10 protein-coding genes and 1 pseudogene are annotated in these 13,512 nt (G+C 62.6%); 10 read left to right on the top strand and 1 reads right to left on the bottom strand.

The genetic code is table 11. The features are described from left to right. Positions 1 to 151: 151 nt before the first annotated feature. The 8 genes and pseudogenes from ACQ4LH_RS20270 to ACQ4LH_RS20235 all read left to right on the top strand — a co-directional run. Positions 152 to 1,123: pseudogene (locus tag ACQ4LH_RS20270) on the top strand (AI-2E family transporter); the annotation flags it as partial. A gap of 241 nt (positions 1,124 to 1,364) precedes the next feature. Beyond that, positions 1,365 to 2,909 (top strand): YdgA family protein, encoded by a 1,545-nt coding sequence (locus ACQ4LH_RS20265; protein ID WP_430698846.1) that lies wholly within the window; start codon positions 1,365 to 1,367, stop codon positions 2,907 to 2,909. A 210-nt stretch (positions 2,910 to 3,119) separates the two neighbouring features. Continuing rightward, positions 3,120 to 3,209: a K(+)-transporting ATPase subunit F gene (gene kdpF / locus ACQ4LH_RS20260; protein ID WP_090253391.1), complete on the top strand. Its 90-nt coding sequence runs from the start codon at positions 3,120 to 3,122 to the stop codon at positions 3,207 to 3,209. A gap of 8 nt (positions 3,210 to 3,217) precedes the next feature. Then, positions 3,218 to 4,918: a potassium-transporting ATPase subunit KdpA gene (kdpA, locus tag ACQ4LH_RS20255; protein ID WP_430698845.1), complete on the top strand. Its 1,701-nt coding sequence runs from the start codon at positions 3,218 to 3,220 to the stop codon at positions 4,916 to 4,918. Positions 4,919 to 4,930: 12 nt separating this feature from the next. Further along, a complete protein-coding gene (gene kdpB / locus ACQ4LH_RS20250; protein ID WP_430698844.1) occupies positions 4,931 to 6,982 on the top strand; it encodes a potassium-transporting ATPase subunit KdpB in 2,052 nt (683 codons plus the stop codon). A gap of 74 nt (positions 6,983 to 7,056) precedes the next feature. Then, positions 7,057 to 7,623, top strand: a complete 567-nt coding sequence (kdpC, locus tag ACQ4LH_RS20245; RefSeq protein ID WP_430698843.1) for a potassium-transporting ATPase subunit KdpC — start codon at positions 7,057 to 7,059, stop codon at positions 7,621 to 7,623. 5 nt (positions 7,624 to 7,628) lie between these two features. Next, positions 7,629 to 10,283 (top strand): DUF4118 domain-containing protein, encoded by a 2,655-nt coding sequence (locus ACQ4LH_RS20240; protein WP_430698842.1) that lies wholly within the window; start codon positions 7,629 to 7,631, stop codon positions 10,281 to 10,283. A 10-nt stretch (positions 10,284 to 10,293) separates the two neighbouring features. Further along, positions 10,294 to 10,989 carry a response regulator gene (locus ACQ4LH_RS20235; RefSeq protein WP_090253407.1) on the top strand — a complete coding sequence of 232 codons (696 nt, stop codon included), beginning with the start codon at positions 10,294 to 10,296 and terminating at the stop codon, positions 10,987 to 10,989. Positions 10,990 to 11,206: 217 nt separating this feature from the next. Here the strand turns inward: ACQ4LH_RS20235 and ACQ4LH_RS20230 are convergent, their stop codons facing one another. Beyond that, the gene (locus tag ACQ4LH_RS20230; protein WP_430698841.1) at positions 11,207 to 12,232 is read right to left on the bottom strand and encodes a patatin-like phospholipase family protein; all 1,026 of its coding nucleotides are present in this window, start codon (positions 12,230 to 12,232) and stop codon (positions 11,207 to 11,209) included. Positions 12,233 to 12,464: 232 nt separating this feature from the next. On the opposite strand from ACQ4LH_RS20230, the gene ACQ4LH_RS20225 reads away from it, so the two are divergent. Together ACQ4LH_RS20225 and ACQ4LH_RS20220 are read left to right on the top strand one after the other, a co-directional pair. Then, positions 12,465 to 12,743: a hypothetical protein gene (locus ACQ4LH_RS20225; RefSeq protein WP_090253413.1), complete on the top strand. Its 279-nt coding sequence runs from the start codon at positions 12,465 to 12,467 to the stop codon at positions 12,741 to 12,743. Next, a complete protein-coding gene (locus ACQ4LH_RS20220; RefSeq protein ID WP_430698840.1) occupies positions 12,743 to 13,351 on the top strand; it encodes a flavin reductase family protein in 609 nt (202 codons plus the stop codon). The genes ACQ4LH_RS20225 and ACQ4LH_RS20220 overlap by 1 nt, the downstream gene beginning before the upstream one ends. Positions 13,352 to 13,512 lie beyond the last annotated feature (161 nt).

Genomic DNA, 13,512 nt, shown 5'->3' with positions numbered 1-13,512 from the left:
CCCTGACTTGGACCGTGGTAGTGGCGGAGGCCCGGGGGTGGGGCGGCCTTTACCCTGGCTCTTTTTCACACCTTCTCGCCCACACAACGCACCGAGCCCGCTCGCATGGCCTGTTTCTCTTGTAAAAAAAAAAAAATGTAAAAAACAAAANTTGWCGTTTGCCAGCTGGCCGGTGATGCGCGTGCTGACGCGCCTGCTCGGCGGCCGTCAGGCGCTGGCCGCAGGTCTGCTGACCCTGACTTGGACCGTGGTAGTGGCGGTGCCGTTGGTGATGCTCGGCTTCAACCTGGCGGATCACATCAAAGATGTCACCGCCTTACTCAAGGATTTCCAGGTCGACGGGCTGCCGCCGGCACCCACCTGGCTGGCCGGCGTACCACTGGTTGGCGAGCGCCTGGTGGGCTTCTGGATGACCATCGACCAGCAGGGTGCGGCGTTTTTCGCCACCGTGCGGCCGTACCTGGGGCAGGTCGGCAATTGGCTGCTGGCGCGCAGTGCACAGATCGGTGGCGGCATGCTGGAGCTGGCTTTGAGCCTGATTCTGGTGTTCTTTTTCTACCGCGACGGGCCGCGTCTGGCCGCGTTTGCCGAAAGCCTGTTGCAGCGCCTGATCGGTGATCGCGCCGAGCATTATCTGGAACTGGTTGCCGGTACTGTGCAGCGGGTGGTTAACGGGGTGATCGGTACTGCCGCAGCGCAGGCGATCCTGGCCTGGATCGGTTTCACCATCGCCGGTGTGCCGGGTGCGCTGGTACTGGGGATGCTGACCTTCGGCTTTAGCTTGATCATGGTGCCGCCGCTGATCTGGGGCCCAGCCGTGGCCTGGCTGTTCTGGCAGGGCGAAGTCGGCATGGGCGTGTTTCTGCTGATCTGGGGCTTCCTGGTGATCAGCGGCGTCGACAACATCCTCAAGCCGTACCTGATCAGCCGTGGCGGCAACTTGCCATTGATCGTGGTACTGCTCGGCGTGTTCGGCGGCATCCTGGCGTTCGGTTTTATGGGCTTGTTCCTCGGCCCAACCTTGCTGGCCGTGGCCTACAGCCTGCTCAGTGACTGGGTCGGTAGTGCAGCCCCAAGCATTGTGGTGAGTAGCACTGAGCCGGTAGATAAGCCGCAGCGCTGAGTTCTCGATGCCACGGTGCTGCTGTTCGAGCCGGTTGGCATTCTCGGCAAATTTCCCAGGCGGCGTCTTGGTCGCCTGTGGCCGCAGTGGTAGCCTTGCTGCGCTTCGCGGCGCCTATCGGCTGCCGCAGCCAGGCGTTGGTCGCAAACCCAACGCCGCGCCTTAGGCCGCAAGCATGCCCAGCAGTGGCAGGCGGCAGCAGGGAAGACCCCACACACGTAACGGACACGCAGGATTACCCATGAAGAAAATTGCAGGCAGCGCCCTTGGCGTAGTTGTCGTTCTCGGCGCATTGAGCACCGCAGGCGCCTGGTATACCGGTCAGCAGCTTCCAGCGGTGCTGGAAACCTCGATTCAGCAAGCCAACGAGGATATGGGCAAAACCCTGCCGGCACTGGGCCTCAGCGCCACCATCGAACTGGTTTCCTTGGAGCGCCAGCTGTTTAGCAGCAACGCGCGTTACCGCATTCAGTTTGCCGGCAGCCTGGATGGCGAATCGCCGAGCAACTTCGAGTGGTTCGTCACCGACCGCATCGAGCATGGGCCATTCCCACTTTCGCGACTGCAAACCCTCAAGCTACTGCCCGTTATGGCCACCAGCAACTATGCGCTGGAACGCAGCCCGGAGCTGGAGAAGTGGTTCGCCGGCAGCCAGGGCGGTGCGCCGCTGCAGGGGCAGGTCAGCCTCGGTTATGACCGTTCGCTGAGCGGTAACCTGCGCGTGCAACCGCTGCAAGTGGCGCTGGATGAGCAGACCAACATCGACTTCAGCGGCCTGGAGATCGACTTCGACAGCAGCGCCAATGTCGAGAAAATCAGCGCCAGCGGCGTGATGGACAGCTTCAAACTCACCTCAACCCTGTCTACCGATGAAAGCATGCGCCTTGAGTTCAAGGGCATGGACCTCACCAGCAACACCCGCAAGGGCATCAGCGATTTCTACCTGGGGCAGAACGAGGTGCGTCTGCAGCAGATCGAGCTGCAGATTGGCGAGAGCGCACCCATCCTGTTCAAGGATTTCGTCCAGCGCGATGAAACCAGCGAAGCCAACCAGCAGCTGTCGGCGCGCTACAGCTATGACGTCGGCATGATCAGCTACCAGGGCAACGACATCGGCTCCTCGCAGATGCTCTGGACCGTGAAGAACCTCGACGCGGCGGCTCTGCAGTCGATGATCGAGCTGTACGGCACGCTGCTGCAGAGCGGCAAGGTCGACAGTGAAAGCGGTATGCCGGAGCTGACCGACGAGCAGACTGCGCTGTTCAAGACTGATCTGGAAAAACTGTTGGCCGGCAAACCGGGCCTGGCTCTGGAAAAACTGGCGTTCAAGACCGCCAACGGCGAAAGCAGCTTCAGCTTTGGCTTGGACCTGAGCAAGCCGGCGTCCTTCGACTTGCCAGCGCCTGAACTGGCCAAGCAGTTGATCGCTCAGTTGGATGCCAAGTTGCTGGTGTCCAAGGCGATGATTACTGATGTGATTGGCGTGCAGGCCACTCTGGCCGGGGAAACGGACAAGGAAGCGATTGCTCAGCAGGCTGCGATGGTGGGTGAAATGGCCAGCGGTATGGCGGTGGCCAGCGAGCTGGCGGTGCTGCAGGGCGAGGACATCAGCTCCAGTCTGCATTACGCCAACGACCAGGTGACCTTCAACGGCAAGCAGATGACCGTGGACCAGTTCGTGGCGCTGGCCATGAGCAGCGGCGGCGGTCTGGCTGGCATGGGCCATGAAGCCCCGGCCGATGAAGCGCTGCTGGACGAAAACGAGGGTGAAAGCACCATTCAGTAACGCCTTCAGCGCTACGCCACCGGCGTAGCCTGCGCGGTAAATACGGCCAGGCGACCTGTAAAGCAGGGCGCCTGGCCGTATTTTTTTGCCCATGGCCCGCGATCTTTACGCTTTCTTTATGCCGGGCGGCATCGCCCGCACTCGTTCCTTTACGCCCTGGTTGCCGACAATTTGCCCCAAGCGGTAGCCACCGCAACAAGGAGCAAACACATGAGCATTCTCGACGGGGTGTCCCTAGGCCTGGCCTTGGGACTTTTCATCTATTTGTTGGTTGCGCTGCTGCGCGCTGATCAGGCGTAGGGGCGCATATGCACAGTTACGATTTCACTTTGATCCTGGCGTTCTTCGTCCTGGTTCTGCTGCCGGCGCCCTTTATCGGGCGTTACCTGTACCGTGTGATGGAAGGCGAAAAAACCTGGCTCAGCCCCGTGCTGCAGCCGGTCGAGCGGTTGTGCTACCGGATCGCCGGTGTCGATAGCAACCGCGAGCAGGACTGGAAAACCTACAGCCTGGCGTTGCTGGCCTTCACCCTGATCAGCCTGCTGACGCTGTTCGCCATCCTGATGCTGCAAGGCAGTTTGCCGCTCAACCCGCAGCAATTGCCGGGGTTGGAGTGGACGCTGGCGTTCAACACCGCCGTGAGTTTCGTCACCAATACCAACTGGCAGGCGTATAGCGGCGAAGCGCAGATGAGCTATTTCAGCCAGATGGTTGGCCTGGGCGTGCAGAACTTCGTCAGCCCGGCGGTTGGTCTGACCGTGCTGGTGGTGTTCTGTCGCGGCATCGCCCGGCGTTCGAGCAATAGCGTCGGCAACTTCTGGGTCGATCTGACCCGCGCCACACTCTACGGTCTGCTGCCGTTCTGCCTGGTTCTGGCGCTGTTTCTGGTGTGGCAGGGCGTGCCACAAACCTTCCTTGAATACGTAACTGCGCACACCATCGGCGGCACCGATCAGGTTGTGCCACTTGGGCCTGCAGCCAGCCAGATTGCCATCAAGCAACTGGGCACCAATGGCGGCGGTTTCTTCGGCGTCAACTCGGCGCATCCGTTCGAGAACCCCACGGCCTGGAGCAACCTGTTCGAGGTGGCCTCGATCATCCTGATTCCCGCTGCGCTGCTGTTCACCTTCGGTCATTACGTCAAAGACCTGCGTCAGAGCCGCGCGCTGTTGGCCTGCATGCTGATTTTGTTCAGTGTCGGTCTGGGCGGCACGCTGTATGCCGAGCATCAGCCGAACCCTGCGTTGGTCGCATTGCCGATTGAGCAAAGCGGTTCGCTGGAAGGCAAGGAAAGCCGCTTCGGTACCACGGCCTCGGCGCTGTGGGCGGTGACTACCACGGCCGCCTCCAACGGCTCGGTCAACGCCATGCACGACAGCTTCAGCGCGCTGGGCGGGATGATCCCGATGTTCAACATGATGCTCGGCGAGGTGATCTTCGGCGGTGTCGGTGCTGGCCTCTACGGCATGCTGCTGTTTGTGCTGATCGCGGTATTTCTCGCCGGCCTGATGATCGGCCGCACCCCGGAATACCTCGGTAAGAAGCTTGAAGCCCGCGAAGTACGCCTGCTGGTGGCCACCTTGCTGGTGATGCCGATTGGTGTATTGGTATTCGGCGCTCTGGCTGCCAGCCTGCCTGGTCCGGCTGCTTCGGTAAGTAACCCAGGCGCCCACGGTTTCAGTCAGATTCTTTACAACTACACCTCCGGTGCGGCCAACAACGGCTCGGCGTTCGGCGGCTTCGGTGCCAACACGCCGTACCACAACCTGATGATTGGTCTGGCCATGCTGCTCGGTCGCTTCGGCTACATCCTGCCGATCCTGGCGATTGCCGGCAGCCTGGCGGCGAAGAAGCGCGCACCAGTGGGCAGCAACAGCTTCCCAACCCACGGCCCGCTGTTCGTCACCCTGCTGACCCTGACCATTCTGTTGGTCGGTGGCCTGACTTTCCTGCCGGCACTGGCCTTGGGCCCGATTGCCGAGCACATGACCATGTTCCAGGGCTTCTAAGGGAGAACCATGATGAACGCCCGTACCGAACCGGTGCTGAAAAGCGCCCAGCAACAACCGAAAACCTCGATAGCCGCGTTGTGGAAACCTGCGCTGCGTCAGGCCTTCGTCAAGCTTGATCCACGCCAGTTGGTGCGCTCGCCAGTGATGCTGGTGGTTGAACTAACGGCTGTGGTTACCACCGTGCTGTGCTTTATCCCTAACCCACAGGTCTCCACCGGCCTGGCCGTGCAGATTGCTCTGTGGCTGTGGTTTACCGTGCTGTTTGCCAACTTCGCCGAAGCGCTCGCTGAAGGCCGGGGCAAGGCCCGCGCTGACAGCCTCAAGGCCGGCAGCCAGGGTCTGAATGCGCGGCGCAAGAATGGTCAGCAGTTCGAAACCGTGGCGGCCAGCAGCTTGCGCCGGGGCGATATCGTGCGGGTCGAGGCCGGCGAGCTGATCCCCGGTGACGGCGAAGTCGTCGAAGGCATCGCCGCAGTCAACGAAGCAGCGATTACCGGTGAGTCTGCGCCGGTGATCCGCGAGTCCGGCGGTGACCGTTCGGCCGTCACCGGCAACACCCGAGTGGTCTCCGACTGGTTGCTGGTGCAGATCACCGCCAACCCCGGTGAGTCGACCCTGGACCGGATGATCGCCCTGGTTGAAGGCGCCAAGCGGCAGAAGACGCCTAACGAGGTGGCGCTGGATATTCTGCTGATCGGCCTGACCCTGATCTTCCTGCTGGTGGTGGCGACGCTGCAGCCGTTCGCCCGTTTTGCCGACGGCGACCTGCCGCTGGTGTACCTAGTGGCGCTGCTGGTGACGCTGATTCCGACTACCATTGGCGGCTTGCTCTCGGCCATCGGTATCGCCGGCATGGACCGCCTGGTGCGTCTGAATGTGATCGCCAAGTCCGGCCGCGCGGTGGAAGCGGCGGGGGACGTGCACGTACTGTTGCTCGACAAGACCGGCACCATCACCTTCGGTAACCGCCGTTGCAGCGCGCTCTACAAAGCGCCGGGGGTATCGGGCAAGCAACTCAGCGACGCGGCGTTGCTGGCTTCGCTGGCGGACGACACCGCAGAAGGCAAGTCGATTGTCGAATACCTGCGTGCGTTGAATACCATGGTTGAGCCTGAGCGCAGTGCGATCAAATCGATTGCCTTCAGTGCCGAGACGCGCCTGTCCGGCGCCGACTACAACGGCCACAGCTACCGCAAGGGTGCAGTGGATGCGGTGCTGCTTTATCTGGGCATCGAGCGCAGCGACGTGCCGCCGGTATTGGCCCGTGAAATCGAAAAGATCGCCCAGAGCGGCGGTACTCCCTTGCTGGTAGCCGGTGACGGTCAGTTGCTCGGCGCCATTCACCTCAAGGATGTGGTCAAACCGGGTATTCGCGAACGTTTCGCCGAGCTGCGCGCCATGGGCATCCGCACCGTGATGGTGACCGGCGACAACCCGTTGACCGCAGCCGCCATTGCCGCCGAAGCGGGCGTGGATGATGTGATTGCTGAAGCCACCCCGGAGAAGAAGCTGCAGCGCATCCGCAGCGAACAAGCCGAAGGCAAGATGGTCGCCATGTGCGGCGACGGTGCCAACGACGCACCGGCGCTGGCCCAGGCCGATGTGGGTCTGGCGATGAACGATGGCACTCAGGCAGCGCGTGAGGCGGCCAATCTGGTCGACTTGGACAGTGATCCGACCAAGCTGCTCGACGTGGTGCAGGTAGGCAAGGAGCTGCTGGTGACCCGCGGCGCGCTGACCACCTTCTCGGTGGCCAACGATGTGGCCAAGTACTTCGCCATCCTCCCGGCGCTGTTTACCGGCATCTACCCGCAGCTTGGCGCGCTCAACCTGATGCAGCTGCACAGCCCGCAGAGCGCGATTCTCTCGGCGATTGTGTTCAACGCGCTGATCATCGTCGCGCTGATTCCGCTGGCCCTGCGCGGGGTGCGTGTACAAGCCGCCGATGCTGCCAGCCTGCTGCGCCGCAACCTATTGATCTACGGCCTGGGCGGCCTGGTGGCGCCCTTTGTCGGGATCAAGCTGATTGATCTGCTGTTGGTGGCCGTCGGCCTCGTTTAAGCAAGCGCAATCCGTAGCCCGGATGAACTTCGGGCCCGGATTGCATCCGGCTACACAGAATCTGGAGATTTATCATGCTCAAACAAATCCGCCCAGCCATTAGCGTGCTGGCCTTTATGACCCTGGTCACCGGTGTGGTTTATCCGCTGACTGTTACCGGTGTGGCGCAGCTGGCGTTCCCGGCGCAGGCCAATGGCAGCCTGTTACATAATCAGCAAGGCGACGTGCTCGGTAGCGCGTTATTGGCGCAACCCTTCGAGGGCGCGCAGTGGTTTCAGCCGCGCCTTTCAGCCGGTGGTTACGCCACCGTGGCCAGTGGTGCGAGCAACTTGGCACCGAGCAACCCGGCGTTGGCTGAGCGTATCGCTACAGATGCCAAACGCTTGCAGGTTGAAGGCCAGGGCGCAGTACCCATGCAGCTGGTGACCACCTCGGCCAGTGGCCTCGATCCGCATCTGTCGCCGGCAGCGGCGCAGTTTCAGATCGCCCGAATCGCCGCAGCACGTGGCATCCCGGCGGCCAGCCTGGAACGACTGATCGAACAGCACGTGGAAAAGCCTCTGGTAGGGCCGGCAGTGGTCAATGTGCTGGCGCTGAACCTGGCGCTGGCCGACAATTCGCCTCCCGCAAAAGCTGAGTAACTTGCATGAGTGATGCCGTACGCGCCGATGCCCTGCTCGATGAGATGCCGCGAGAGGGTCGTGGCCGGCTAAAGGTCTTTCTCGGTGCGGCGCCCGGCGTAGGTAAAACCTACGCCATGTTGCAGGCGGCGCAGGCGCAATTGCGCCAGGGCGTCGACCTGCGCGTTGGTGTGGTGGAAACCCACGGCCGTGCGGAAACCGAGGCGATGCTTACCGGCTTGCCGCAACAGCCGCAGCAGCGCCTGGAATACCGTGGCGTGGCGCTGAGCGAGATGGACCTCGACGGCATTCTGGCCAAGCCGCCAAAGTTGCTGCTGGTCGATGAGCTGGCGCACAGCAATGCCCCCGGCAGCCGCCACAGCAAACGTTGGCAGGATGTGCAGGAGCTGCTGGATGCCGGCATAGACGTGTACACCACGGTCAACGTGCAGCACCTCGAAGCACTGAATGATCAGGTGCGCGATATCACCGGCGTGCAGGTGCGCGAAACCCTGCCGGACTGGGTGTTGCAGGAAGCCGACGAAATTCTGCTTATCGACCTGCCGCCGCGTGAGCTGCTGGAGCGCCTGCGTGAGGGCAAGGTGTATGTGCCGGAGCAGGCGCGCGCCGCCATCGATGCATTTTTCAGCCAGACCAACCTCACCGCGTTGCGCGAACTGGCGATGCAGACGGCTGCTGCGCGAGTCGATGCGGACCTCAGTCGGCGTTACCGCCAGCAGGGCCAGCAAGCGCCTGCGCTACGTGGTCGCCTGCTGGTTGGCATTGACGGCGATGCTCAGGCCGAGCGCCTGGTGCGGCATGCCTGCCGGGTGGCCGAGCGCCGTCATCTGCCCTGGTCAGTGGTGTATGTGGACACCGGCGGCGAGCGCGATGAAACCCGTTTGAGTTACCTGCAGGGTGCGCAGCAATTGGCCGAGCGCCTGGGCGGCGAGGTGGTCAGCCTGCGCGGCAGCGAAGTGGCGAAAACCCTGATCGAGCATGCCCGCGAACGCCGCGCCAGCCTGATTCTGGTCGGCCGCAGCCGACAACGTCTGCGGCGTATCTGGCACCTCGGCCGGGGCCTTGCTGAGCGTTTGCTGCAACTGGGGCAGGGCCTGGAAATCAGCGTGCTGGATACCGAGGCAAGCCATACCCCGGCCCTGTCGCGGCGCCGCCAGCCTGTCGTCTGGCGTGACTACCTGCTGGCGTTGCTGGCGACGCTGCTGGCCTCTGCCGTGGCGCTGGGTTTATCCCGCGTGCTGGAACTGCCGAATATCTCGCTGATCCTGCTTGCGGCGGTTCTGATCGTTGCCGTGCGCAGCAGTTTGGGTCCCGCTATGGCGTGCGCCGGGCTGTCGTTTCTGGCGTACAACTTTCTGTTTATCCCGCCGACCTTGACCCTGACCATCGACCGTCAGGAGGACGTGCTGACCCTGCTGTTCTTTCTGCTGATGGCTGGGCTGACCGGTAACCTGGCCAGCCGCCAGCGCCAGCAATTACAGGCCCTGCGTGAGACGCAGCGAGAGACCAGCGCACTGCTGGAACTGTCGCGCAAGCTGACGGCGGCCACCGACCGCCAGGCGGTTCTGGCTGCGGCCATGCAGCAGCTGGGCCTGTGGCAGGACGTCGAGGTCAGCTTGCTGTCGCGTAGCCCGGATGCGCTGTGGAAGGTGGAGGCGGGTGCGCAGCGCCTGCTCACTGATCTGGAGCGGGCGGCGGCGGATTGGTCCTGGCAGCACGATCAGCCCGCCGGACTGGGCACCGGTACTTTGCCGGACGGGCGCTGGTGGTGGTTGCCGTTGTCGGGCGAAGAGGGGTCGTTGTTGTTGCTCGGGGTCAGTCCCAAGGACGGCAGGGCCTTGCCGGCCGAACGACGGCGCTTGCTCACGGCGCTGGGCCAGCCCTTGGCCCAGGCCCTGGAACGCGCGCAACTGGCGGAGGACCTGGAGGCCGCGCGCCTGCATGGGCAGACCGAGGAGCTGCGCAGCGCGCTGCTGGCCTCGGTATCCCATGATCTGCGCACACCGCTGACCGCCATGCGCGGCTCGATCGACAGCCTGCTGGCGCTGGGTGAGCAGATTCCCCTGGCGGATCGCCGCGAGCTGTTGGAAGGCACCCGCGATGAGGCCGAGCGCCTCGACCGCTATATCCAGAACCTGCTGGACATGACTCGCCTGGGCCACGGCGGGTTGAAACTGGCGCGTGACTGGGTCGCCCCGGCGGATATCGTTGCCAGTGCGACCCAGCGCCTGCGCCCGGTATTGTCTGCCTTGCAGCTGGAGATACAGGTGCCGCAACAGCTGCCGCTGCTTTATGTGCATGCCGCGTTGATTGAGCAGGCGCTGGTCAATGTGCTGGAGAATGCTGCGCGTTTTTCCCCGCACCAGGGGCGTTTGCGAGTGGCCATCGAAGCGGATGCCGAAGAACTGCGCTTTATTGTCAGTGACCAGGGGCCGGGTATTCCCGAGCACGAGCGCACGAAGATTTTCGATATGTTCTACACCGCCGCCAGGGGTGATCGCGGTGGGCAGGGCACTGGCCTGGGCCTGGCGATCTGCCAGGGCATGCTCGGCGCCCATGGCGGCCGGGTGACGGTGGGCGAAGGGCTGGATGGCCTGGGCGCGAGCCTGACCCTGCACTTGCCGTTGCACACCCAGCCGCAGATGGAAGAAGAACAGTGATGGATAGCCGATGAGCCAAAACCCCGCGACCATTCTGGTCATCGATGACGAAGCGCAGATTCGCAAATTCCTGCGCATCAGCCTTACGGCCCAGGGCTACAAGGTGCTGGAAGGCGCTACGGGGCAGGAAGGCCTGGCCCAGGCCGCGCTGGGCAAACCGGACCTGGTGGTGCTCGACCTGGGACTTCCGGATATGGACGGCCAACAGGTGTTGCGCGAGCTGCGCGCCTGGTCGCAGGTGCCGGTTTTGGTGCTGTCGGTGCGCGCCAGCGAGGGCGAGAAGGTCCTCGCGCTGGATGGCGGTGCCAATGACTACGTGACCAAACCGTTCGGCATTCAGGAATTCCTCGCCCGAGTGCGCGTGTTGCTGCGCCTGGCCGGTGGTGTGGAGCAAGCCAGCGCGGCGGTCAGCAGCGGTCCCTTGCAGGTGGATTTTGCCTACCGCCGGGTCAGCCTCGATGGCGTCGAGGTCAGCCTGACGCGCAAGGAATACGCAGTGCTGGCGCAACTGGCGCGGCATATCGGTCGGGTGGTGACTCAGCAGCAACTGCTCAAGGACATCTGGGGCCCGACCCATGGCGAGGACAGCCACTACCTACGCGTGGTGGTCGGCCACCTACGGCAGAAACTCGGCGACGACCCCACCGCGCCGCGCTTTATCGTTACCGAGGCAGGTGTTGGCTATCGCCTGCGCGATTCCGCCTAGGTTCTAGAGCTTATTTACGATCTCGCGAGCTAGAGTCCTGCAAGGCAAAACAGGCGAGGACGCGGACTGGGCTCGCACACGAGTGTACTTTTGTACATGAGCATTACTCGTTTCACTCGCCCCCTCGGGGTCGCGCTAAAGCGCGTTAGCCGCAAGCGGCTTGCCGAGCCTGTTTTTAACGCAGCAGGGCCGACGCGCAGCAGATCGTAAAAAGTCTCTAGCGGTCGCCGCGCTCGTACTTATCGAGGGTATCGCTGGCGATCTGCCGGCCGAGCATGATCAGCTCCGGTGCCTTGTAGAACTCGAAGAAACGGCATACTCGCTTGGGCACGTTGATCAGGATGTCCGGCGGGTAGCCGGCGATCTTGTACTGGGCCAGTGAGGTCTGCATCACCTCGAAACTCTGGTTGATCAGCTCCAGGAGCGATGCGGGGCCGCTGAGGTCGGCTACTCGCGAGCCGCTGGCGGATTTCGGTGCAGCGGGTTTGTCCAGGCTGCCGCGGGCGTTCTGCTGCCAGGGGTTGATGGCTTCGGGCTGCAGCGGGTTGCTGTTGTCCTCCAGCAGAAGCAGTTCGTCGTCTTCGCCGGGTTTGCGTTTGAACGAAGGCAGGCGTGAGCCGAGCGAGCTCATCAATAGATCAAAACGGCCCTTGAGCGCCGGTGCGCGTTCGATGATCGGCAGTTCGTAGTGTTGCTGATGGGCCGAGTTGAGGTTGACCGCGACGATTAAATCGCAGTGCGCGGACACCACCGGGACGATGGGCAATGGGTTGAGCAGGCCGCCATCGACCAGCATGCGCTTGCCTTGCACCACCGGGGTAAACAGGCTGGGAATCGCCGCCGAGGCGCGCATGGCCTGGTGCAGGCAGCCTTCCTGGAACCAGATTTCCTGCTGGTTGGTCAGGTCGGTGGCTACAGCTGTGAAGGGGATCGGCAGCTCTTCGATATTGATCTCGCCGACTATTTCGCGAATCTTGCCGAAGACCTTTTCACCGCGAATCGCTCCGAGACGAAAGCTCACATCGAGCAGGCGCAACACGTCCAGATAATCCAGGCTCTGCGTCCATTCACGGTATTCGTTGAGCTTGCCGGCGGCGTAGATGCCGCCAACCACCGCGCCCATGGAGCAGCCGGCAATGCAGGCGATCTCATAACCGCGGGCTTCCAGTTCCTCGATCACGCCGATGTGCGCGTAACCACGCGCACCACCGGAGCCCAATACCAGCGCAATGCGCTTACTCATCCTGATGTTCCTCGTAACTATTTAATGCAGCGAACATACGCGCCGTGCCGCGCGCCGCCAAGGCGCGATTTGCTAGTATCCACGGCATTCGGGCCTGAGTGCGACGGCTATTGGGGTGTTGGCACTTTTGTCTGTTTTGCACGTCTTACTGGCTGTATTGATGCATCGCAATGAGTCAGGCGATGTGTCCTTATACCGAGTCAAACGTATGTCTATTTGCAGGAGTTACCTGATGAAACTGTTGATCGTGTTGCCCATGTTGCTGTTGGTGCTAAGCGGTTGTGCGGGGAAAACAGCATATCGCACCAGCTGCGCCAATCAGCTGGACGCTGCCTGGCGCGAGTTGGATCTGGCCAAGGCCGAGGGGTTTGCCGGTACGGTGAGTTACTCCAAGGCGGTGTCGCTGCTGACTGCGGCGAAAACCCAGCAGCAGTTCGAAGGTTACAAGGGCTGTACGGCGAAGTCTGAACGTGCCCGTTTCTATATCCGTGAGTCGCGAGCTGGCCGCTGATGCAACTGGATTTCAACGCCCTTGAGCCGCTCGACCGCTACCGCTGGTTGGCCTCGACTATCACGCCGCGGCCGATTGCCTGGGTCTCCAGTCAGTCGGTGGAGGGCGTCAGCAACCTGGCGCCGTTCAGCTTCTTTCAGGTGATCAGCGATGACCCGCCGACCCTGATGGTCAACGTCAATCACCGCGCCGATGGCGACCTCAAGGATACCTTACTGAATGTGCAGGCCAGCGGCGAGCTGGTGATTCAGCTGGTGTCCTTCGCCCAGACCGAGGCGATGAATGCCAGTGCGGCGGTGTTGCCGTATGGCATCAGCGAGTTCGAGCAGTGCGGCATCGCCAGTGTGGCCTCGCAGCGGGTTGCTCCGCCTCGCGTCGCTGGCGCTGCGGTGGCCTTTGAATGCCGGGTGGCGCAGATTCAGGCCTACCCAGCGGATAAGCCCAATTGCCATCTGATCTTCGCCGAGGTGCTGTTGGCACATATCGACGATGCGGTGCTCAATGAGCAGGGCCGCATCGATCCGTACAAGCTTGATGTGGTCGGGCGCCTGGGCGGCATCGCCTATAGCCGAACCCGCGATACCTTCGAGATGCGCCGTCCCACTTGAAGCTCCGGGCGTGGCTGCCCTCGGCCACGCCTACCCGCGCTAAGCGACGCAAAGCGCGCTCCTCATTTGTAAAACTGCAGGCTGCCTGCACAGTTTCGTGAGCAAAGGTAACTTTGCTCTTTGCCGACCCCGTGCGGCCCAGTAGCATCGAGCCACTAGCA

The sequence above is a fragment of the Pseudomonas peli genome, from assembly GCF_050563605.1.
GTDB lineage: Bacteria > Pseudomonadota > Gammaproteobacteria > Pseudomonadales > Pseudomonadaceae > Aquipseudomonas > Aquipseudomonas peli_A.
The sequence above is the reverse complement of the archived record's forward strand: the minus strand, read 5'-3'. Positions and strand labels throughout refer to the sequence as shown.

Coding starts and splice junctions, on each gene's coding strand:
- ACQ4LH_RS20265 (WP_430698846.1), top strand. CDS start 1,365: ATGAAGAAAATTGCAGGCAGCGCCCTTGGCGTAGTTGTCGTTCTCGGC.
- kdpF (WP_090253391.1), top strand. CDS start 3,120: ATGAGCATTCTCGACGGGGTGTCCCTAGGCCTGGCCTTGGGACTTTTC.
- kdpA (WP_430698845.1), top strand. CDS start 3,218: ATGCACAGTTACGATTTCACTTTGATCCTGGCGTTCTTCGTCCTGGTT.
- kdpB (WP_430698844.1), top strand. CDS start 4,931: ATGAACGCCCGTACCGAACCGGTGCTGAAAAGCGCCCAGCAACAACCG.
- kdpC (WP_430698843.1), top strand. CDS start 7,057: ATGCTCAAACAAATCCGCCCAGCCATTAGCGTGCTGGCCTTTATGACC.
- ACQ4LH_RS20240 (WP_430698842.1), top strand. CDS start 7,629: ATGAGTGATGCCGTACGCGCCGATGCCCTGCTCGATGAGATGCCGCGA.
- ACQ4LH_RS20235 (WP_090253407.1), top strand. CDS start 10,294: ATGAGCCAAAACCCCGCGACCATTCTGGTCATCGATGACGAAGCGCAG.
- ACQ4LH_RS20230 (WP_430698841.1), bottom strand. CDS start 12,232: ATGAGTAAGCGCATTGCGCTGGTATTGGGCTCCGGTGGTGCGCGTGGT.
- ACQ4LH_RS20225 (WP_090253413.1), top strand. CDS start 12,465: ATGAAACTGTTGATCGTGTTGCCCATGTTGCTGTTGGTGCTAAGCGGT.
- ACQ4LH_RS20220 (WP_430698840.1), top strand. CDS start 12,743: ATGCAACTGGATTTCAACGCCCTTGAGCCGCTCGACCGCTACCGCTGG.